Origin of the sequence: Methanolobus bombayensis (assembly GCF_017873415.1) — an archaeon.
Classification (GTDB): Archaea; Halobacteriota; Methanosarcinia; order Methanosarcinales; family Methanosarcinaceae; genus Methanolobus; species Methanolobus bombayensis.
Genome location: NZ_JAGGKD010000005.1, coordinates 170,734 through 187,133, shown reverse-complemented (window position 1 = coordinate 187,133; position 16,400 = coordinate 170,734). Strand labels below are relative to the sequence as shown.

Annotated in this window: 18 protein-coding genes and 1 tRNA gene; 13 read left to right on the top strand and 6 right to left on the bottom strand. The window is 40.8% G+C overall.

Features of this window, described 5'->3' with window-relative positions:
- Nucleotides 1-3 precede the first annotated feature (3 nt).
- From J2746_RS08010 to J2746_RS07970, 9 genes are all read left to right on the top strand, one after another.
- On the top strand, nt 4-291 hold the full coding sequence (locus J2746_RS08010; RefSeq protein ID WP_209618827.1) for a 50S ribosomal protein L30e: 288 nt from the start codon (nt 4-6) through the stop codon (nt 289-291).
- A gap of 14 nt (nt 292-305) precedes the next feature.
- On the top strand, nt 306-731 hold the full coding sequence (locus tag J2746_RS08005) for a NusA-like transcription termination signal-binding factor (protein WP_209618824.1): 426 nt from the start codon (nt 306-308) through the stop codon (nt 729-731).
- A 50-nt stretch (nt 732-781) separates the two neighbouring features.
- Nucleotides 782-1,210 carry a 30S ribosomal protein S12 gene (locus J2746_RS08000; protein ID WP_209618821.1) on the top strand — a complete coding sequence of 143 codons (429 nt, stop codon included), beginning with the start codon at nt 782-784 and terminating at the stop codon, nt 1,208-1,210.
- Nucleotides 1,211-1,214: 4 nt separating this feature from the next.
- Nucleotides 1,215-1,775, top strand: a complete 561-nt coding sequence (locus J2746_RS07995) for a 30S ribosomal protein S7 (protein ID WP_209618818.1) — start codon at nt 1,215-1,217, stop codon at nt 1,773-1,775.
- Nucleotides 1,776-1,816: 41 nt separating this feature from the next.
- Nucleotides 1,817-4,015 (top strand): elongation factor EF-2, encoded by a 2,199-nt coding sequence (locus tag J2746_RS07990; RefSeq protein ID WP_209618816.1) that lies wholly within the window; start codon nt 1,817-1,819, stop codon nt 4,013-4,015.
- A gap of 116 nt (nt 4,016-4,131) precedes the next feature.
- Nucleotides 4,132-5,400, top strand: coding sequence for a translation elongation factor EF-1 subunit alpha (tuf, locus tag J2746_RS07985; RefSeq protein ID WP_209618813.1), 1,269 nt, complete (start codon nt 4,132-4,134; stop codon nt 5,398-5,400).
- 36 nt (nt 5,401-5,436) lie between these two features.
- Nucleotides 5,437-5,748 (top strand): 30S ribosomal protein S10, encoded by a 312-nt coding sequence (gene rpsJ / locus J2746_RS07980; protein ID WP_015052947.1) that lies wholly within the window; start codon nt 5,437-5,439, stop codon nt 5,746-5,748.
- A 243-nt stretch (nt 5,749-5,991) separates the two neighbouring features.
- The gene (locus tag J2746_RS07975) at nt 5,992-7,182 is read left to right on the top strand and encodes an NAD(P)/FAD-dependent oxidoreductase (protein WP_209618810.1); all 1,191 of its coding nucleotides are present in this window, start codon (nt 5,992-5,994) and stop codon (nt 7,180-7,182) included.
- A 12-nt stretch (nt 7,183-7,194) separates the two neighbouring features.
- Complete coding sequence (locus J2746_RS07970) at nt 7,195-7,560, top strand: DUF1641 domain-containing protein (RefSeq protein WP_245250048.1); 366 nt, start codon at nt 7,195-7,197, stop codon at nt 7,558-7,560.
- Between the two features lie 35 nt (nt 7,561-7,595).
- On the opposite strand, the gene J2746_RS07965 is transcribed toward J2746_RS07970, so the two are convergent.
- The 5 genes from J2746_RS07965 to J2746_RS07945 all read right to left on the bottom strand — a co-directional run bounded on the left by J2746_RS07965 (nt 7,596) and on the right by J2746_RS07945 (nt 13,458).
- A complete protein-coding gene (locus J2746_RS07965; protein ID WP_209618808.1) occupies nt 7,596-9,059 on the bottom strand; it encodes an MASE3 domain-containing protein in 1,464 nt (487 codons plus the stop codon).
- Between the two features lie 102 nt (nt 9,060-9,161).
- On the bottom strand, nt 9,162-10,850 hold the full coding sequence (locus J2746_RS07960) for an ATP-binding protein (RefSeq protein ID WP_209618806.1): 1,689 nt from the start codon (nt 10,848-10,850) through the stop codon (nt 9,162-9,164).
- Nucleotides 10,850-11,890, bottom strand: a complete 1,041-nt coding sequence (locus J2746_RS07955; protein WP_342451821.1) for a uroporphyrinogen decarboxylase family protein — start codon at nt 11,888-11,890, stop codon at nt 10,850-10,852. Before J2746_RS07955 ends, J2746_RS07960 begins: the two co-directional genes overlap by 1 nt.
- Nucleotides 11,880-12,539, bottom strand: coding sequence for a cobalamin B12-binding domain-containing protein (locus tag J2746_RS07950; RefSeq protein ID WP_342451825.1), 660 nt, complete (start codon nt 12,537-12,539; stop codon nt 11,880-11,882). The genes J2746_RS07955 and J2746_RS07950 overlap by 11 nt, the downstream gene beginning before the upstream one ends.
- Nucleotides 12,540-12,717: 178 nt before the next feature.
- The gene (locus J2746_RS07945; protein ID WP_209618792.1) at nt 12,718-13,458 is read right to left on the bottom strand and encodes a HesA/MoeB/ThiF family protein; all 741 of its coding nucleotides are present in this window, start codon (nt 13,456-13,458) and stop codon (nt 12,718-12,720) included.
- A 220-nt stretch (nt 13,459-13,678) separates the two neighbouring features.
- Between J2746_RS07945 and J2746_RS07940 the strand changes: the two genes are divergently transcribed.
- On the top strand, nt 13,679-13,996 hold the full coding sequence (locus J2746_RS07940; protein WP_209618789.1) for a transcriptional regulator: 318 nt from the start codon (nt 13,679-13,681) through the stop codon (nt 13,994-13,996).
- A 12-nt stretch (nt 13,997-14,008) separates the two neighbouring features.
- Here J2746_RS07940 and J2746_RS07935 read toward each other — a convergent pair whose 3' ends face one another.
- On the bottom strand, nt 14,009-14,203 hold the full coding sequence (locus J2746_RS07935; RefSeq protein ID WP_209618787.1) for a MoaD/ThiS family protein: 195 nt from the start codon (nt 14,201-14,203) through the stop codon (nt 14,009-14,011).
- A 391-nt stretch (nt 14,204-14,594) separates the two neighbouring features.
- Between J2746_RS07935 and J2746_RS07930 the strand changes: the two genes are divergently transcribed.
- The 3 genes from J2746_RS07930 (at nt 14,595) to J2746_RS07920 (ending at nt 16,398) form a co-directional block, all read left to right on the top strand.
- Nucleotides 14,595-14,666, top strand: a tRNA-Arg gene (locus J2746_RS07930).
- Between the two features lie 30 nt (nt 14,667-14,696).
- Nucleotides 14,697-15,647: an alpha/beta hydrolase gene (locus tag J2746_RS07925; protein ID WP_209618783.1), complete on the top strand. Its 951-nt coding sequence runs from the start codon at nt 14,697-14,699 to the stop codon at nt 15,645-15,647.
- A gap of 76 nt (nt 15,648-15,723) precedes the next feature.
- Nucleotides 15,724-16,398 carry an HAD family hydrolase gene (locus J2746_RS07920; RefSeq protein WP_245250047.1) on the top strand — a complete coding sequence of 225 codons (675 nt, stop codon included), beginning with the start codon at nt 15,724-15,726 and terminating at the stop codon, nt 16,396-16,398.
- Nucleotides 16,399-16,400 lie beyond the last annotated feature (2 nt).

Genomic DNA, 16,400 nt, shown 5'->3' with positions numbered 1-16,400 from the left:
TAAATGGATATTAACATTGACAAAGCACTTATCAAAGTGATCAGAACCGGAAAGGTGATCATTGGATCTAACAGGACCATTGATGCTGCTACAAGCGAAGACGCTAAAATGGTAGTACTTGCTTCAAACTGTCCTGCAGATGTCAGAGCCAAGATCGAAAGCACAAACGTACCGATACTCAACTACCCAGGAACAGGAACAGAACTTGGTCCTGCATGCGGAAAGCCATTCATCATTGCTGCAATGGCCATCATTGACAGCGGGGAATCTGATATTCTGGCTGCCGCTTAAAGGAGTTGCGATATTTGGGCGAGATCAAATTATCCACTGAAGGTATCCGATACATTGCATTATTTGAAAAATTGACCGGAGCAGCAGTCAGAGATTGTATAATCGAGGACGGCAGGTTAATATATGTGATAAAGGCAGGCGACATGGGTGCTGCTATCGGGAAAAAAGGTGAACACATCAACCGTATGAAAAAAACAGTGGATAAACAGATAGATCTTGTCGAATATTCGGACGAACCAGAAGTGTTTATAAAAAACGCATTCAGTCCGGTAACTGTCAAATCAGTGAACATCACAAACAGGAATAATAAACGATTAGCTTATGTAGAAGTGTCTAATAAAGACAAGGGTCTTGCCATAGGAAGAAATGGAAAAAATATTGAAAAGGTCAAACTTGTTGCAAAGAGACATCACGACATAGATGACGTAATACTGCAGTGATAGTTCGAATAATATCATACTCATCAAAGACATTAATTGGAGGATATAATATGCCAAATGGAAAATATGCAGCTCACACGCTTCAGCGCATGCGCAAGGATGCAAGGTGGAAGGACCCTCGCTACAACAGGCGCACACTTGGTCTGGACATAAAAGCAGACCCTCTTGGTGGTGCACCTCGGGGCAGAGGTATCGTACTGGAGAAAGTGGGTGTAGAGGCTAAACAGCCAAACTCAGCAATCAGGAAATGTGTAAGAATTCAGTTGATCAAGAACGGACGTCAGGTGTCAGCTTTCTGCCCTGGAGACGGAGCTATCAACTTTATTGACGAGCACGACGAAGTTACAGTAGAAAGAATCGGTGGCCGTATGGGTGGTGCAAAGGGTGACATTCCGGGTGTACGTTTTAAGGTCACTGCCGTAAACAATGTATCTTTAAACGAAATGGTCATTGGCCGTAAAGAGAAACCAAGGAGATAATCATATGTATAAGTTATTCGGAAAGTGGGATCTCGCTGAAGTTGAGGTCGCTGACCAGGGAATCAGAAGGTATGTTAACCTTGACCCTGTGATCATTCCACATACAAATGGAAAGCATGCAAGACAGCAGTTCAACAAATCAGACATCTGCATCGTTGAGAGGCTTATCAACAATATCATGCGCAGTGAACAGAACACAGGAAAGAAACAGAGAGCAATGGCAATTGTCTCTGAGGCTTTTGATATTATCAATGAAAAGACAGACAAGAATCCTGTACAGGTACTGGTTGAAGCAATCTCAAACGCAGGCCCAAGGGAAGAAGTTGTCAGACTGAAGTACGGCGGAATTTCCGTACCAAAGGCAGTAGACACTGCTCCACAAAGACGTGTTGACACTGCACTCAGATATATAACAAATGGCGTAAATCAGGCAGCTTTCAAATCCAAGAGAAGTGCAGCAAGTTGTCTTGCAACAGAACTTATTGCCGCTTCAAACCGCGATGCAAAATGCTTCTCAATCAACAGGAAAGATGCGAAGGAAAGAGTCGCAAAGGCAGCACGCTAACCAGACCCGAGCAGTTAGTAAATAAGGATTAGGTAGTAAATATGGCTAAAGATAAAATGGTCGACCGTGTTGCATCAATCATGGGCAAACCTGAGATGATCCGTAACATTGGTATCGTTGCGCACATTGACCACGGAAAAACAACATTATCAGATAACCTCCTTGCAGGCGCCGGCATGCTCTCAAAGGAACTTGCAGGTAATGCTTGCTGGACAGACTCTGATGAGGAAGAACAGGAAAGAGGTATTACAATTGATTCAGCAAACGTTTCAATGGTCCACGAGTACGATGGAAAGGAATACCTCATTAACCTTATTGACACACCAGGTCACGTAGACTTTGGTGGTGACGTTACACGTGCAATGCGCGCTGTTGACGGTGCAGTAGTGGTAATTGATGCTGTAGAAGGTACAATGCCACAGACAGAGACCGTTCTCAGGCAGGCACTCAAGGAACATGTCAAGCCAGTTCTTTTCATCAACAAGGTTGACCGTCTCATCAACGAACTACAGGTTGATGGACAGGAAATGCAGATCAGACTCGGAAAACTCATCGACCACGTTAACAAGCTCATCAAGGGTATGAACGAAGAGCGTTACAAGGCAGGATGGAGAGTCGACGCAGCAGAAGGAACTGTAGCATTCGGTTCAGCTCTGTACAACTGGGCTATCAGTGTACCAATGATGCAGAAGACCGGTGTCAGTTTCCAGCAGATCTATGATTACAACAAATCTGACGATCCGGAAAGCATAAAGGAACTTGCAGACAAGTGTCCGCTTCATGAAGTTCTGAACGATATGGTCATCAGGTTCCTTCCATCACCACTTGAAGCACAGGAAGGAAGGATTGGCGCTATCTGGCACGGAGACAAGGAATCACTAATCTACAAATCAATGATCAATGCAGATCCAGAGGCAGACCTTGCTTTCATGGTAACAGATATTACCATGGATCCACACGCGGGTGAAGTTGCAACCGGAAGGTTGTTCAGCGGATCACTCTCACGTGGAATGGAAGCTTTCGTATCCGGTACATCTAGAAAGAACAGAATTCAGCAAGTAGGTGTTTTCATGGGTCCAAAAAGACTTGAAGTGGAGAACATCCCTGCTGGTAACATTGCAGCCGTAACCGGACTGAGAGATGCTATTGTCGGTTCAACAGTAACAACCCTTGAAGGCATGGAGCCTTTCGAGAGCATCACTCACGCAAGTGAGCCTGTAGTTACTGTAGCAGTAGAAGCAAAGCACATGAAGGACCTTCCAAAGCTTGTTGACGTACTTAGACAGGTTGCAAAGGAAGATCCAACACTTAAGATCACACTTGACGAAGAGACCGGTGAACACTTAATGGCCGGTATGGGTGAACTTCACCTTGAAGTCATTGCACACAGGATTGAGCGTGACAAGGGAGTAGAGATTACAACCACGCCACCTATTGTGGTATACCGTGAAACCATTCGTGGCGGTGCCGGACCTGTAGAAGGAAAGTCACCAAACAGACACAACAGGTTCTATGTAGAAGTAGAGCCACTCGAGGAAGGTGTCAGGGACCTTATCAAGGCTGGCGAGATTTCAATGCGTATGCCAGAAGTTGAGCGTAGGGAAAAGCTCATGGAAGCAGGAATGGACAAGGATGAAGCGAAGGGTATCGTAGATATCTTTGAGAGCAATGTTTACCTTGACATGACAAAAGGTATCCAGCACCTGAATGAAACCATGGAACTTATCCTTGAGGGATTCCACGAAGTAATGAAGGGAGGACCTCTTTCAAAGGAACCATGCATGGGTGTAAAGGTAAAACTCATGGATGCAAAGCTTCACGAAGATGCTGTCCACAGAGGACCAGCACAGGTAATACCTGCATCCAGGCAGGGTATACAGGCAGCAATGCTTATGGCTGATGATACACTTCTTGAGCCATACCAGAAAGTATTCATCCAGGTTCCACAGGAACAGATGGGTGGCGCAACCAAGGAGATCCAGGGTCGCCGTGGAATCATCATTAACATGACCTCTGAAGGCGACATGACCGTCATCGAGTCCAGGGCACCAGTATCCGAACTATTCGGATTTGCAGGAGATATCAGATCAGCAACAGAAGGCCGCGCAATGTGGAGTACAGAGTTCGCAGGATTTGACACACTCCCAACAAACCTGACTGAAGAAATTGTAAGTAGCATCAGAGAAAGGAAAGGCCTTAAGAAAGAGCTTCCACAGGCATCTGACTTCCTTAGTATATAATCAGGGAATTTGCAGCATTTTGCTGCAAAAACCTATTTCGTCAGAAAGGTTTAAAAGCAGAAACAACTATTAGGTCAAATCATATTGAAACTAACATTAAATAAGGAGTAATTAAAATGGCAGCTGAGAAACCACACATGAACTTAGCAGTTATCGGTCACGTAGACCACGGCAAATCAACCTTTGTCGGAAGATTGATGTTCGAGACAGGAGCAGTACCTGCTCACCTTATCGAAAAATACAAGGCAGAAGCAAAAGAGAAAGGTAAAGAATCCTTCGCTTTTGCATGGGTAATGGACTCACTCAAGGAAGAACGTGAGAGAGGAGTTACCATTGACATCTCACACAAGAGATTCGACACAGACAAGTACTACTTTACAGTAGTAGACTGCCCAGGTCACCGTGACTTTGTGAAGAACATGATCACCGGTGCATCCCAGGCAGATGCAGCTGTTCTTGTCGTAGCAGCACCTGATGGTGTAATGGCTCAGACAAAAGAGCACGTGTTCCTTTCAAGAACCCTTGGTATCAACCAGCTTATCGTTGCTGTAAACAAGATGGATGCAGCCGAATACAGTGAAGAGAGATACAACAAGGTCAAAGAAGATGTAAGCCAGCTTCTCGGTATGGTAGGATTCAAAGCAGACGATGTTCCATTCGTTCCAACATCCGCATTCGAGGGTGACAACATCACAAAGTCAAGCGAAAATACCCCATGGTACACAGGTCCATCACTTCTTGACTGCCTCAATGACCTTAAGGAACCAGAAAAACCAGACAAACTTCCACTCCGTATCCCAGTACAGGATGCATACACCATCTCCGGTATCGGTACCGTACCAGTAGGTAGAGTAGAGACCGGTGTCATGAAGAAGGGACAGAATGTAACCTTCAACCCAAGCGGTGCAACAGGTGAAGTCAAGTCAATTGAAATGCACCACGAAGAAGTTCCGGAAGCAACACCTGGTGACAACATCGGCTGGAATGTAAGAGGAATTGGAAAGAACGATGTCCGCAGAGGAGATGTCTGTGGTCCTTCTGACAACCCACCTTCAGTAGCAGACGAGTTCACAGGACAGATCGTAGTCCTTCAGCACCCATCTGCAATCACTGCAGGTTACACACCAGTATTCCACTGCCACACCACCCAGACAGCATGTACTCTCATGTCCATTGACAAGAAACTCGATCCAAAGACAGGTCAGGTCAAGGAAGAGAATGCAGCATTCATCAAGGCCGGTGACGCAGCAATCGTAACCATCAAGCCAACCAGACCAATGGTAATTGAGCCTGTGAAGGAAATCCCACAGCTCGGTAGATTCGCTATCCGTGATATGGGTATGACCATTGCTGCTGGCATGTGCATGAGTGTCAAACAGAAATAAGACACTCTAATTTTCCTTTTTTAGGAGAAGAGTATTATGTCACAGAAAGCAAGAATAAGATTATCAGGAATTAGTCCTGTAAACCTTGATGGAGTTTGCGATCAGGTTAAAGCTATTGCAGACAGAACAGGTGTAAGTATCTCTGGACCAGTTCCTTTACCAACCAAAAAAATGGTAGTACCTGTCCGTAAAAGCCCAAGTGGTGACGGAACTGCCACATGGGATCACTGGGAAATGCGTGTCCACAAGAGACTCATCGATATCGCAGCAGATGAGCGTGCACTCAGACAACTCATGCGTATCCAGGTACCAAAGGATATCAATATCGAGATCGTACTCCAGAATTAAAAACTATAGTTATTGACAACAATAACTATCACCTTTAAGTTACAGATTAAATCTGTAACCTACTACTTCTCAACTTTCAGCAAGGCACCATGAGTGCCTTCTATGAAAGTATGTATATAGAACTGCTAAAAATTATCTTATTTTATAGGTTCTTCCATTTACTTATATACTACTGAAGAAAAGTATCAGTACCGTAAATTATATCTAAACAAGTAACTCATAAAAAATATGGGGTTTTATATAATGAAACAGAAGGTATTGATCTTAGGAGCGGGCTATGCCGGATCGGTAGTAGCCAATATATTAGCCAGAGAATTCAGGAACAAGATTGCTAAAGACGAACTAGAAGTAACAATTCTTGACAAAAATGACACAAATATTAATCAGGGCGGATTCACCTTTATTCCTTTTGAACTTTACACCCCTGAAGACATCACACGACCTCGGAAGAAACTTATCAGTCCCAGGGTAAAGGCATTTTTTGGAGCAGATGGAGAAGTAAAAGCTGTTGACCTCCAGAACAAAGAAGTAACCGTCAAAAGCGATAATAAATACAACTACGACTACCTTGTCATAGCAATGGGATGCAGAGCTGATATCAATGCCGTTTCCGGACTTACAGATGACCTGAACACTTTCTACACATCAATGGAAGATGCATTCAAAGTACGAGATATTGTCAAGAACCTTGATGGAGGAAAAGTTGCCGTATCCGTTGCCTCAATGCCTGTTCCATGCCCTGGTGCACCTGTCAAATTCACATTTATGCTGGACAGCTATCTCCGCAATGTCAAAAAGAACAGAGACGATGTACAATTAACCCTTTTATGGCCCATGGAGCCAATAGGACCACCCGAATTTAATAAATTTGTAACATCCCAGTTCAAAGAAAAGGGCGTTGAAGTTGTAAGGAACTTTCCACTTGAAAATGTTGACGCAGCCAACAAGGAACTGACATCAAAGAATGGTGACAAGGTCAATTATGATACATTGATCACAGTTCCACCACACAAAGCACCACAAGTTCTGATCGATTCCGGACTTACAGATGAAAAAGGATGGATAGGCGCAGACAAGTCCACACTGCAATACCGTGGTCCCGCAGGTAATCATGATAATGTCTATGTTCTTGGTGATCTTGGACCTGCAGACATCCTTAAAACAGGAATAGGAGCACACTATCAGGCCATTGCAGTCAGCCAGAGTCTTAAGAATGACATTCATGGAAACGGGATTCAGACACCTTACGAAGGAGAAACAGGATGTCCACTGGTAACTGAACTTGAAACTCCAGCCACTCCGGGAAGGGGATACATTGCCACCTGGAAATATTCAAAGCCTCCTGAAGCTTTCTCAACAACAAAAATGGGATGGTTCCTGTATCGTATGTATTATCACATCCACTGGGATATAAGCGTAAAAGGACTGTTCTGAGGAGATGACAATATGAACGATGAAAATCTTATGAACGAAATATCAGGTGTCGAAATCAGACCAGGTGACGTTGAAGCCGTCTTAGACCTTATACGAACAGCAAGAATATTGCAGGATTATATCAATGACCAGACAGCCCATGGAATTGCTGATCTTACTTCAACTGTATTAAAGCTCACAAATGCCATCATGTGCACTGACTTGATAGAAGTCATGGAGCGGGCAGTTCAGGATCCAGAACTTGACAAAGCTATCCTGAACCCGCCAAAAGTAGGACTCGGAGGTTTAATAAAAGAAATGGGTGATGAGGACTTCCAGAAAGGCATGGGAGTTATGCTAACACTTGTAAAAGCAATGGGTAGAGCTGCTGAAGAGTAAAAAACATGAGTTCCCACTGAATGGGAATTTCTTTCTTATTTTTGTATAAAGTTTTCTTTAAATTCCTTATTTGACTCATTGTTAAAAAATCTAATAATAAAAGTTGCTCCTGAAGGAATGTTATCTTCTACAGATATATCACCATATCTTTCAATAATCTTTTTTGAAATATACAGTCCCAGACCAGTATGTCCAGATTTACCAAACTTGAATCCTTCATCAAAAATACGATCTTTTATTTTATCCGGTATTCCACTACCATCATCAGATATGTGCATTTCACAATATTCCCCATCAGAGATAATATCTATATTAATATTTTCTGCTCCACCATGCATAATAGCATTCTGTACAATATTACCAATTACTGAATGAAGACCACTGTCTGCTTTTACACTACAATGACCGGATACTTTTATATTTGCAGGGAACTCTTGTGAGACTTCCAATGCAAGTAAACGAAGATCAATTGTCATTAATTCCCTGACGCGTATGAGGGACTCAAAATCCTTCATTTCGTTTATGAGTTTAAGACTGTGTGCAACAGCATTTTCTGAGAGATCAAGTTCTTTTTCGTCCATCCTGCCTTTGAGATTTTCAATTAAAAGTGAAATAATATTAAGGTCATTTAGAACATCATGTCTCAGTATCTTATTCACAAGACCAAGTGTTTCCAGCAGATCATCCTGATCTTTTTTCTTTTTTATGAGATCATATTCCCTCATCTTAAGTTCCCTGTAGAGAAGGTCATATGGTCTGGCAAGACTTGTAACAACTATCGCCTTATAAATCAGATAGAATGAAAACAGTTTGAGGAAATGACCAACCAGATTTGAAAAACCATAGACATCTATGTAAAAGGTGAAGGTAAGTTCTGAAAATATCGTGAGAACGATAGAAGCCATGATCAAACTGTAAACCTTGTTGTCAAATTCATCCTTATGCCTGTGAAGTAATGTGGCTGAACCAATCAATATCAAAGATATAATGTACTCACTGATGACTTTACAAGTGGTCAGACCACTCCCTTCAATGTAACAATCCGGGAAATAACCCTTAAAGATAACTGCTATAACCAAAGAAGTAACTGCAAAATATATAGCCAGGACTTTTTGATAATTGAACTTTTTTCCCATTGCAATTGGAGCAATCAAAAGTGAAATACTCTGCATATACCTGGCAGCGATCCATAACTGAGTAGGCAGGTTTGAATCATTGCCTGGAAAAATTCCCATTCCCTTATAACTTAATGTATGTAGAAAATCAATCCATGCTACAAAGAAGAAACTTATTCCGATAAACAGAAGATATGAATTCTTCAGGTATTTCTTTGAGTTCCATGTGATTAAAAAAACAGCAACAATAACTATTATACTTACAAGTTCAACTATGCTGTGAAATAAGAGATAACTTTCAAGGCTTGTAAGATACAAACTTAGGATTAACAGAATTACAATGATCGTTTCAGAATAAAGACCACATAAATTTTTCAAATTCATAAGCCAAACCCGCATTTGTTACACAAAACCCATATTAAACACTGTTATTATATTATAAGAAGTGTTGCAAGAACAGTTTGTTGATACACTGTTGAAAAAACATTAGTTGCCAGAACTACCTTTTGGATTTACAAGATCCAGTTCAACAATAAATCTGGCACCTGAAGGTACATTATCTTCAACACGAATGCAACCATTGTAGCGCTCAATCGTTTTTTTGCTTACAAAGAGACCTATTCCCGTATTTCCTGCCTCACCATGTATGAATCCTTCATTGAAAATATAGGGTTTTACACTATCAGGAATACCCTTTCCATTATCAGCAATTGAAATCTGGCAGCGACCATTCAATTTTGCAACTTTGATTTTTACCTCAGTGGCTTTTCCATGAGAAATTGCATTACTTACAATATTATCGAATACCGACAATAGTGCCTGATCAGCCATAACATTACAATTGCCCTCCATAGTAAATTCCACATCATGCCTGTTCATTGATGACTCAAGAACTTGCTTGACATTAACAACTTCCAGATCACATCGCCCTGAAGAGTTCATATCAAGTCCTTTAACGCTGGTTATGAGCAAAGCACTTTTTTTCGTAGCATTCCTTATCATTGATATATAAGAACTATCTCCTTTTTCTTCCAGAAGATCAAGAGCCATGGTTATAACCTGTAAATTGTTAGCAATATCATGTCTCAAAATACTGTTTGTGGTTCGAAGTAATTCAGCAAGTTTTGCTTGTTCTTCTTTTGATTCGAAGAGCTCATAATATCTTCTTATGTTGGATATAGCCAGACTTGCTGCTTTTGCAATATCATAAGCTATACTGAGATATTCATCCATGTTTTCAGGTAAGGCAATTTCACGGATTTCAATTATACCGAGAAGATCACCTGACATTTGTATTTTTATTGCAAAGCCATCCCCTTTTTCAAAAACAAAATGACTGGAATCTGAATCCTTCAACTTAAAAATGGCTTTTTGTTCAGTATTAGTCGGTTTGCAATATGCAAACTCCATACTTTCACCATTTACAGAATAGTAAACAACATAACGAGGAGCAAACATCATGCTGAAAAGGTTACAAATAGCTTCTATAGTTGCAGCTTCATCGTTCATATCAGCAAGTGATTTTATGAAATCCAGCGACATGGCATATGTTGCAGATTGTCTTTTACAGACCTTTAGTTCATCATGTTTCTTTTTAATGTTCCATTTGAATAGCAAATTCTCAAAGGATAATTTGAAATAATCCATTCCTACGTAAATTACCTTATAGGGAATACCTGTTACTCTTGAAAACTCGTCTGCATGAGCGAGTAAATTTGGATGTAGGCCTGTATCCATTACTAGAACATGAGAATATGACTCCAGAAATTGATCACCTTTACCCGATTCATAAAGACCTGTAGATATCAGATTCTTCTCCCAGCATTCAAACCAGCCCGGGGATACAAAAAAAGCATCATTTTTCCTGTGTTTTTCCAATACAAGTTCTTCAGTAAAAAGAGAATAAAGATGATTCACCCTTCTTATCTTCAAAGATTGGGAATATTCATCAGGAATTTCAAATTCAGGGCAGGGATTATTGCATATAAGAAGAATGTTATTTCCGGATGTTATTATTCCCCGGCTTACTTCGAAAATTGATTCAAAATCTCCAAAATCTTCCAGATAGTCAAAAAATGAATATTTGATCCCCTTGAACAGGACATTAGCATTTAGAACCTGCTCTACCTCTTCCCTGATACAATCCGGTGCAAGAACTTGGTGATTACGAAACATTAGTTACTCCGATAATATCCCCATTTTCTTACAGAACGAGAAATTTCATTTATTACAGAGGACGGAACTGTGTATGGGATTTCACCGTGGTTGTCCGACAGAATGTAACCCCCACCTGAAGCAGCCTTATCAATAGCCTCCTTTACTTTACTTTCAGTATCTTCCAGAGACCAGTGGCGCATTTTTATACCATTGAGATTTCCAAGAACAGATATTTTACCATAACATTCCTTTTTTACCTCAGCAAGATCTTCCAGAACACTTGTACATACTATTGAAGTTCCTGTTTTGATAATATCTTTGATTATGGGAAGACATCTTCCTGATGCCATATGAGTTGCAGTGGGTCCTTTTATTCCGTGAAGAGTACTTTTTGCGACTTTAAATCCGGTTTTCCTGTAAAGTTCAGGAGGAATTATTGTAGAAGAAGAAATGGGATCAAAATAACAGATAGCTGTGGCACCTGCCTCCAGTTGTGCATTTGCCCACTGAATGCAGAATTGTTTGTTTATATCCATTAATTCTTCAAAAATGTCCGGGTCTTCATAGATAAGATCAAAATAATGATCCATTCCCATTTGCATTGAAGGCAGGGCAAAAGGAGACATGACAACACCTATTATAGGAATATCTGTTCCTGCATGTTCCTTTAATATAGACGTTGTTTTCAGAACCTTTTGCAACCCAGGAGACTCATATACGTCAGGTGCTTCAAGGGAAGAAATATCATTGATGTCATGGATAAGCGGCAGGCCACAATTTGGAGATGCATCCGGATAGAAAACAGTGTTCCCACCCCATGACTCAAGTTCAAGTGATGCGTAATAAAATGAATAATAACAATCATGACCATATTTCTTTTGCATACTTATCTGGGCAGATGCAACCATCTCGGGATCAGAGAAGTATTTCTCAATGGAAACATCAAATTCCTTTGCACCCTGCGTTGTCAATAACAGAAAATAAGGAACTATGTCAGGTTCCCTGTGGTCCAGTGTTGTGAGAACTCTTTCCATGGAGCTCATCTCTTCAGTTGACACAGGTATTACCCCCCATTAATTTGCATATAACGTCAAGAGACTCTGTTGCATCATTTGCCATTGCATGGGCACCTACTTCCCTCCACAGATCAGGATCGAACATAAATGGAGCACCTCCTACTATTATTTTGGTACCAGAGCCATTACTTTCGAGAATTGATCTGAGCTTCTTGACCTCATGTGCAAAATTAAGCATTAATGTTGAAACCAGGATAACCTGAACATTATCTTCAGCTATTTTGCGGACAACATTCTCAGGAGCCATATCACCATAATCGTGAACATCAAAACCACAGGATTTGAGGAATGAAATGACTATTCGTTTGCCTAACATGTGTTCATCCCCAAGGGTTGTGATTCCCAGAATAGGCTGATTCTTTCTGGAAGAACTCTCTGAAGGAAGGATGTCTTCAACAATTACCTCACACATCTTACTTGCCATATACTCCTGTGACAGGGCAATTTCACCACAGTTCCACATATCTCCTATATTTTCAAGAGCTGGTGCAATGATGTTCCTTATAAGTTCAAAGGCATTGTCACCTGTGAATTTACTACATATCATTTGATGTGCAGCAACCCTGTTCAAGGACAAAAGAGCATCTTCAAAATCCCTGGCATCCTTTGCATTAGAGTTATCACCGGTTATAGACTCACCACCTAGTATGAATCATTTATGCGGTCAAATTATATAAATATTTTATTAAAATAATAATTAACCAACTAAAATATTCTGCTTATCTGAAAAATAGATCAATTTAAGGTAAGCACGTATTTGTGAGCATTCAAAGTTTGAGAATTAAGTGTAAATTAAACAGTAAGGGATTTCAGCCATGACCTGCATCACCATTTCCACATATTCTGCATTCCTGTCTTTTTGAAACGCGCATGTATTCCATTTCAGAATTGAGCCCATCCCATATCATTAACCTGTCTGTCAGAAGCCTGCCCTTTCCCAACAGGTATTTGAGAACCTCATTTGCCTGTATCATTGCAATGATCCCAGGAGTTACACCTACCACCGGAAAGGTTTCTGATGGTGGTTCACAAGGGAATACACAATTAAAACATGCACTTTTTCCAGGAATGATCGTCATGGCCTGGCCATCAAAACCACGAATGGCACCATGAACCAGTGGGATGTTTTTCTCATGGGCAATCTTATTCAAAAGATAGCGCACCTCATAATTGTCCATGGCATCAACTATTAGGTCTGCATCGTCCACAAGCTCCATTATATTTGATTCATCTATAGTCAGATGAAATGATTGAACGTTGATATGAGGATTGATCATCCTGAGTTTTTCCTCCACAGACCCTACTTTTTCTTTGCCGATATCTTTTTCCCAGTGAAGGACCTGACGGTTGAGATTTGTCTTTTCCACTGCATCTTTGTCTGCAATTCTCAGATTACCAATTCCCGCAACTGCAAGATAAAGAGAAACGGGACAGCCAAGACCTCCTGCTCCTGCAATGAAAACAGTAGCTCCCTTTAAGCGTTCCTGGCCGCCTTCACCAAAAAGCATTATCTGCCTGCTGTACCTTTCAAGTTCTTCATCAGTTAACATAAAGTGTACCCTTAAATATGGATTTAATCTTCAATTCATGAATGACCTATGTAAAGTCCATAAGTAGTCAAATAATATAAGTCCACAGGGTCAGAACTCCGATTCAGTAGCAGGATATTATTTTGGTGGACTCAAAAAAAGATATTTAATATGAAGAATATATTCACAATTGTGAGTTGTTTTCTATTTACTAACCAAAAAGCAACAAAAAGTGAAAATCATGAAATTACCATGTCAGATGATAGTCTGGGACGTATTACCCGCGATTAGAGCAGCCATTGCAGAAGAACTTATGAATTGCGGACTATCACAGCAGGAAATAGCTAAAGAGCTGGATATGGCTCCTTCTGCAGTCTCACAGTACCTGTCTAAAAAAAGAGGCTACAGAATTGTGCTTGAAGATGATGTAAAGGAATCCATACGTAAACTTGCAGAAGATATGAAAGCAAAGCGTGTTGATGATCTGGCATCCAGAATTTGCAGTATTTGTAAACAATTAAGAGACGAAGAACAGCAATGTGTCAATAATAATGTCTGAACCAGAATAGGTTCAACCACCAAAAACCACCTGCATAATACGAATATTGTCCTCTCTGTTAAGTACTGTGTCTACAGGAATTATCTGCCCGTCCCTGGATACAAGTACTTCTCCCTGACTTATGGATAAATATTGAAGGAGTTCCTCAACTGTTGCTGATTCCATATCTATTACTTCAGTCTTGCCGGAAGGGAGTTTTACTTTCATGTTAGTCCTCATATCAAAAATACAATGGATGTTAGAGGTTGATTTAAGGATAGGACGTTTTTCAGCAGGAGCCTGGAAGCCCCTGCGCTATATCTGAGGTATAATACCTCAATTCAGGTTCCGGATTCGAACCGGCATATTGCAAAGGACAATTGTGTAGCCACCCTACAACCCGATATCAGACAGAATTCCTGCCAAATCACAATTGTGATAGCATCTAATACACAATTGTGATATTTAAGAATAACGTTCGTATAGGGACTAATAATCCATATTATAATAATAAATATACAAGAAACAATCTAGAAAGCCCATAGAACACCAGCACCAACATTATATTTATCTTCAATGACAAACATGCAAAATGAGTTTAAGTTTTAAAACTTAAGGCGGACCTGTAGTGTAGCGGATATCACTTAAGCCTCCGGAGCTTAGAACCCGGGTTCGAGTCCCGGCAGGTTCGTATATTTCTGAAAATCAATTTGGCGGTTCCATGAGTAAGAAACATACCGTGAAAGGAAAAAGAAAGTCTGAAGGTAAGCAGCAAAAAATGAACGTCAAACTTCTCCCTCTTGTACTGGGTATACTACTCATGGCAGTCGGTGTTATTGGGGTCATGTACAGTTCGCATGACGGTGAACAGTGGTCTGTTTCAGATGATGGGATTTTGTCCTATCCGGAAATTAAGGATGTGGAATACAGCTCTCAAGTCATTTCAGAAACTAATGGTTCCAATATTATCAGAGAAGTTAGCTTTGAAAGCCGTGGCTCTGAAATTGCAGGACTTATCAGAATTCCAGAATCTAATACGAATGTACCTGGTGTTGTGATCCTCTCCGGAGCAGGCGTATCGAAAGAACAGCAGAAAGCGGTTCCTCAGTTAATTTCATCCCTGGGGTACGCATCCATAACCATAGACCAGCGAAATCTTGGGGGCATTGATCCGCAAGGAGACTTGGAACTTTATATGAACAACGAAGAACCTGTGCAATATATGATGGTTCATGATGCTCTTGCAGCTGCCACTGTTCTTGGAGATCATTCAGAAGTTAATTCCGAGAACATTGTAGTGCTTGGACTCAGCAATGGTGGAAGGTTCGCCATAATAGCAACTGCCATTGAACCTGAAATCAAAGGAGTTATTGGCATAAGTACAAGCGGATACGACACTGACTCTATAGAAGTTGATGAAACAATTGACACTGATGCATACAAGTTTTACAGATCAATTGATCCTGACAACTATCTGGAAATGATCTGTCCACGCAAGTTTGTGATGCTGCATTCTATAAACGACAGCAAAGTTCCATATGAACTTGCACTTCGCACTTTTGATAAAGCCGAAGAACCAAAGATGCTTTATCAAGTTAACGGAAGCACCCATGGATATTCTCAACTCATGGTTACAGATATTGAAAAAGAGCTTTCAATTATGTTTCAATAGTCCTAATCTAGAAATAAAAATCCAACAATAAATCCAGAACAAATCAATAGAACAGGGAAAAATGGGTAGAATAGGAATGAATTTAAGGGGCATTATCTTTGATATGGATAATACACTATTCGACTTTGTGGAAGCGAAGATAGTTGCATGCACAGAAGTTGTCAGTTTTCTTGGAGCTGGTGATCCGGGAGAATTATTCGAGTATTTCCGCAGGGAGACTCATGGTTTTGAAAATCCGGAAAACATAAAGGACTACCTGTTTGATAATGGATTAGACCCAATTCAAAATTACCAGAGATGCGTTACAATATATGAAACCCACAAGATCGATCACATCAGGCTCTACCCGGATGTAAGGGAAACACTGGAGGAACTTAACGAAATTGGACTTCCGCTTGGAATTGTTACTGATGCAAACAGCAATAACGCCAGAAAAAGACTTGAAAAGACAGGACTTGAAAAACTGGTTCAGTCGCTTACAGCCCATGATATGACCGGTGCAAAAAAACCGGATCATGCACCTTTTAAATATGCCCTTGAGAGCATGAAACTTAACGCTTCAGAAACACTTTTTGTTGGCGACAGCCTGAGAAGGGATATTGCTCCTTCAAAGGAACTGGGCATGATGACAGCATATGCGGCTTATGGAGACCGCAACAGTGCAAAGGACAGGACATCAGGTGAATACAAACCTGACAGAACACTCAACAATTTCCGTGAGGTTCTGGAAATAGTACGTGAACTTAAGTGAAA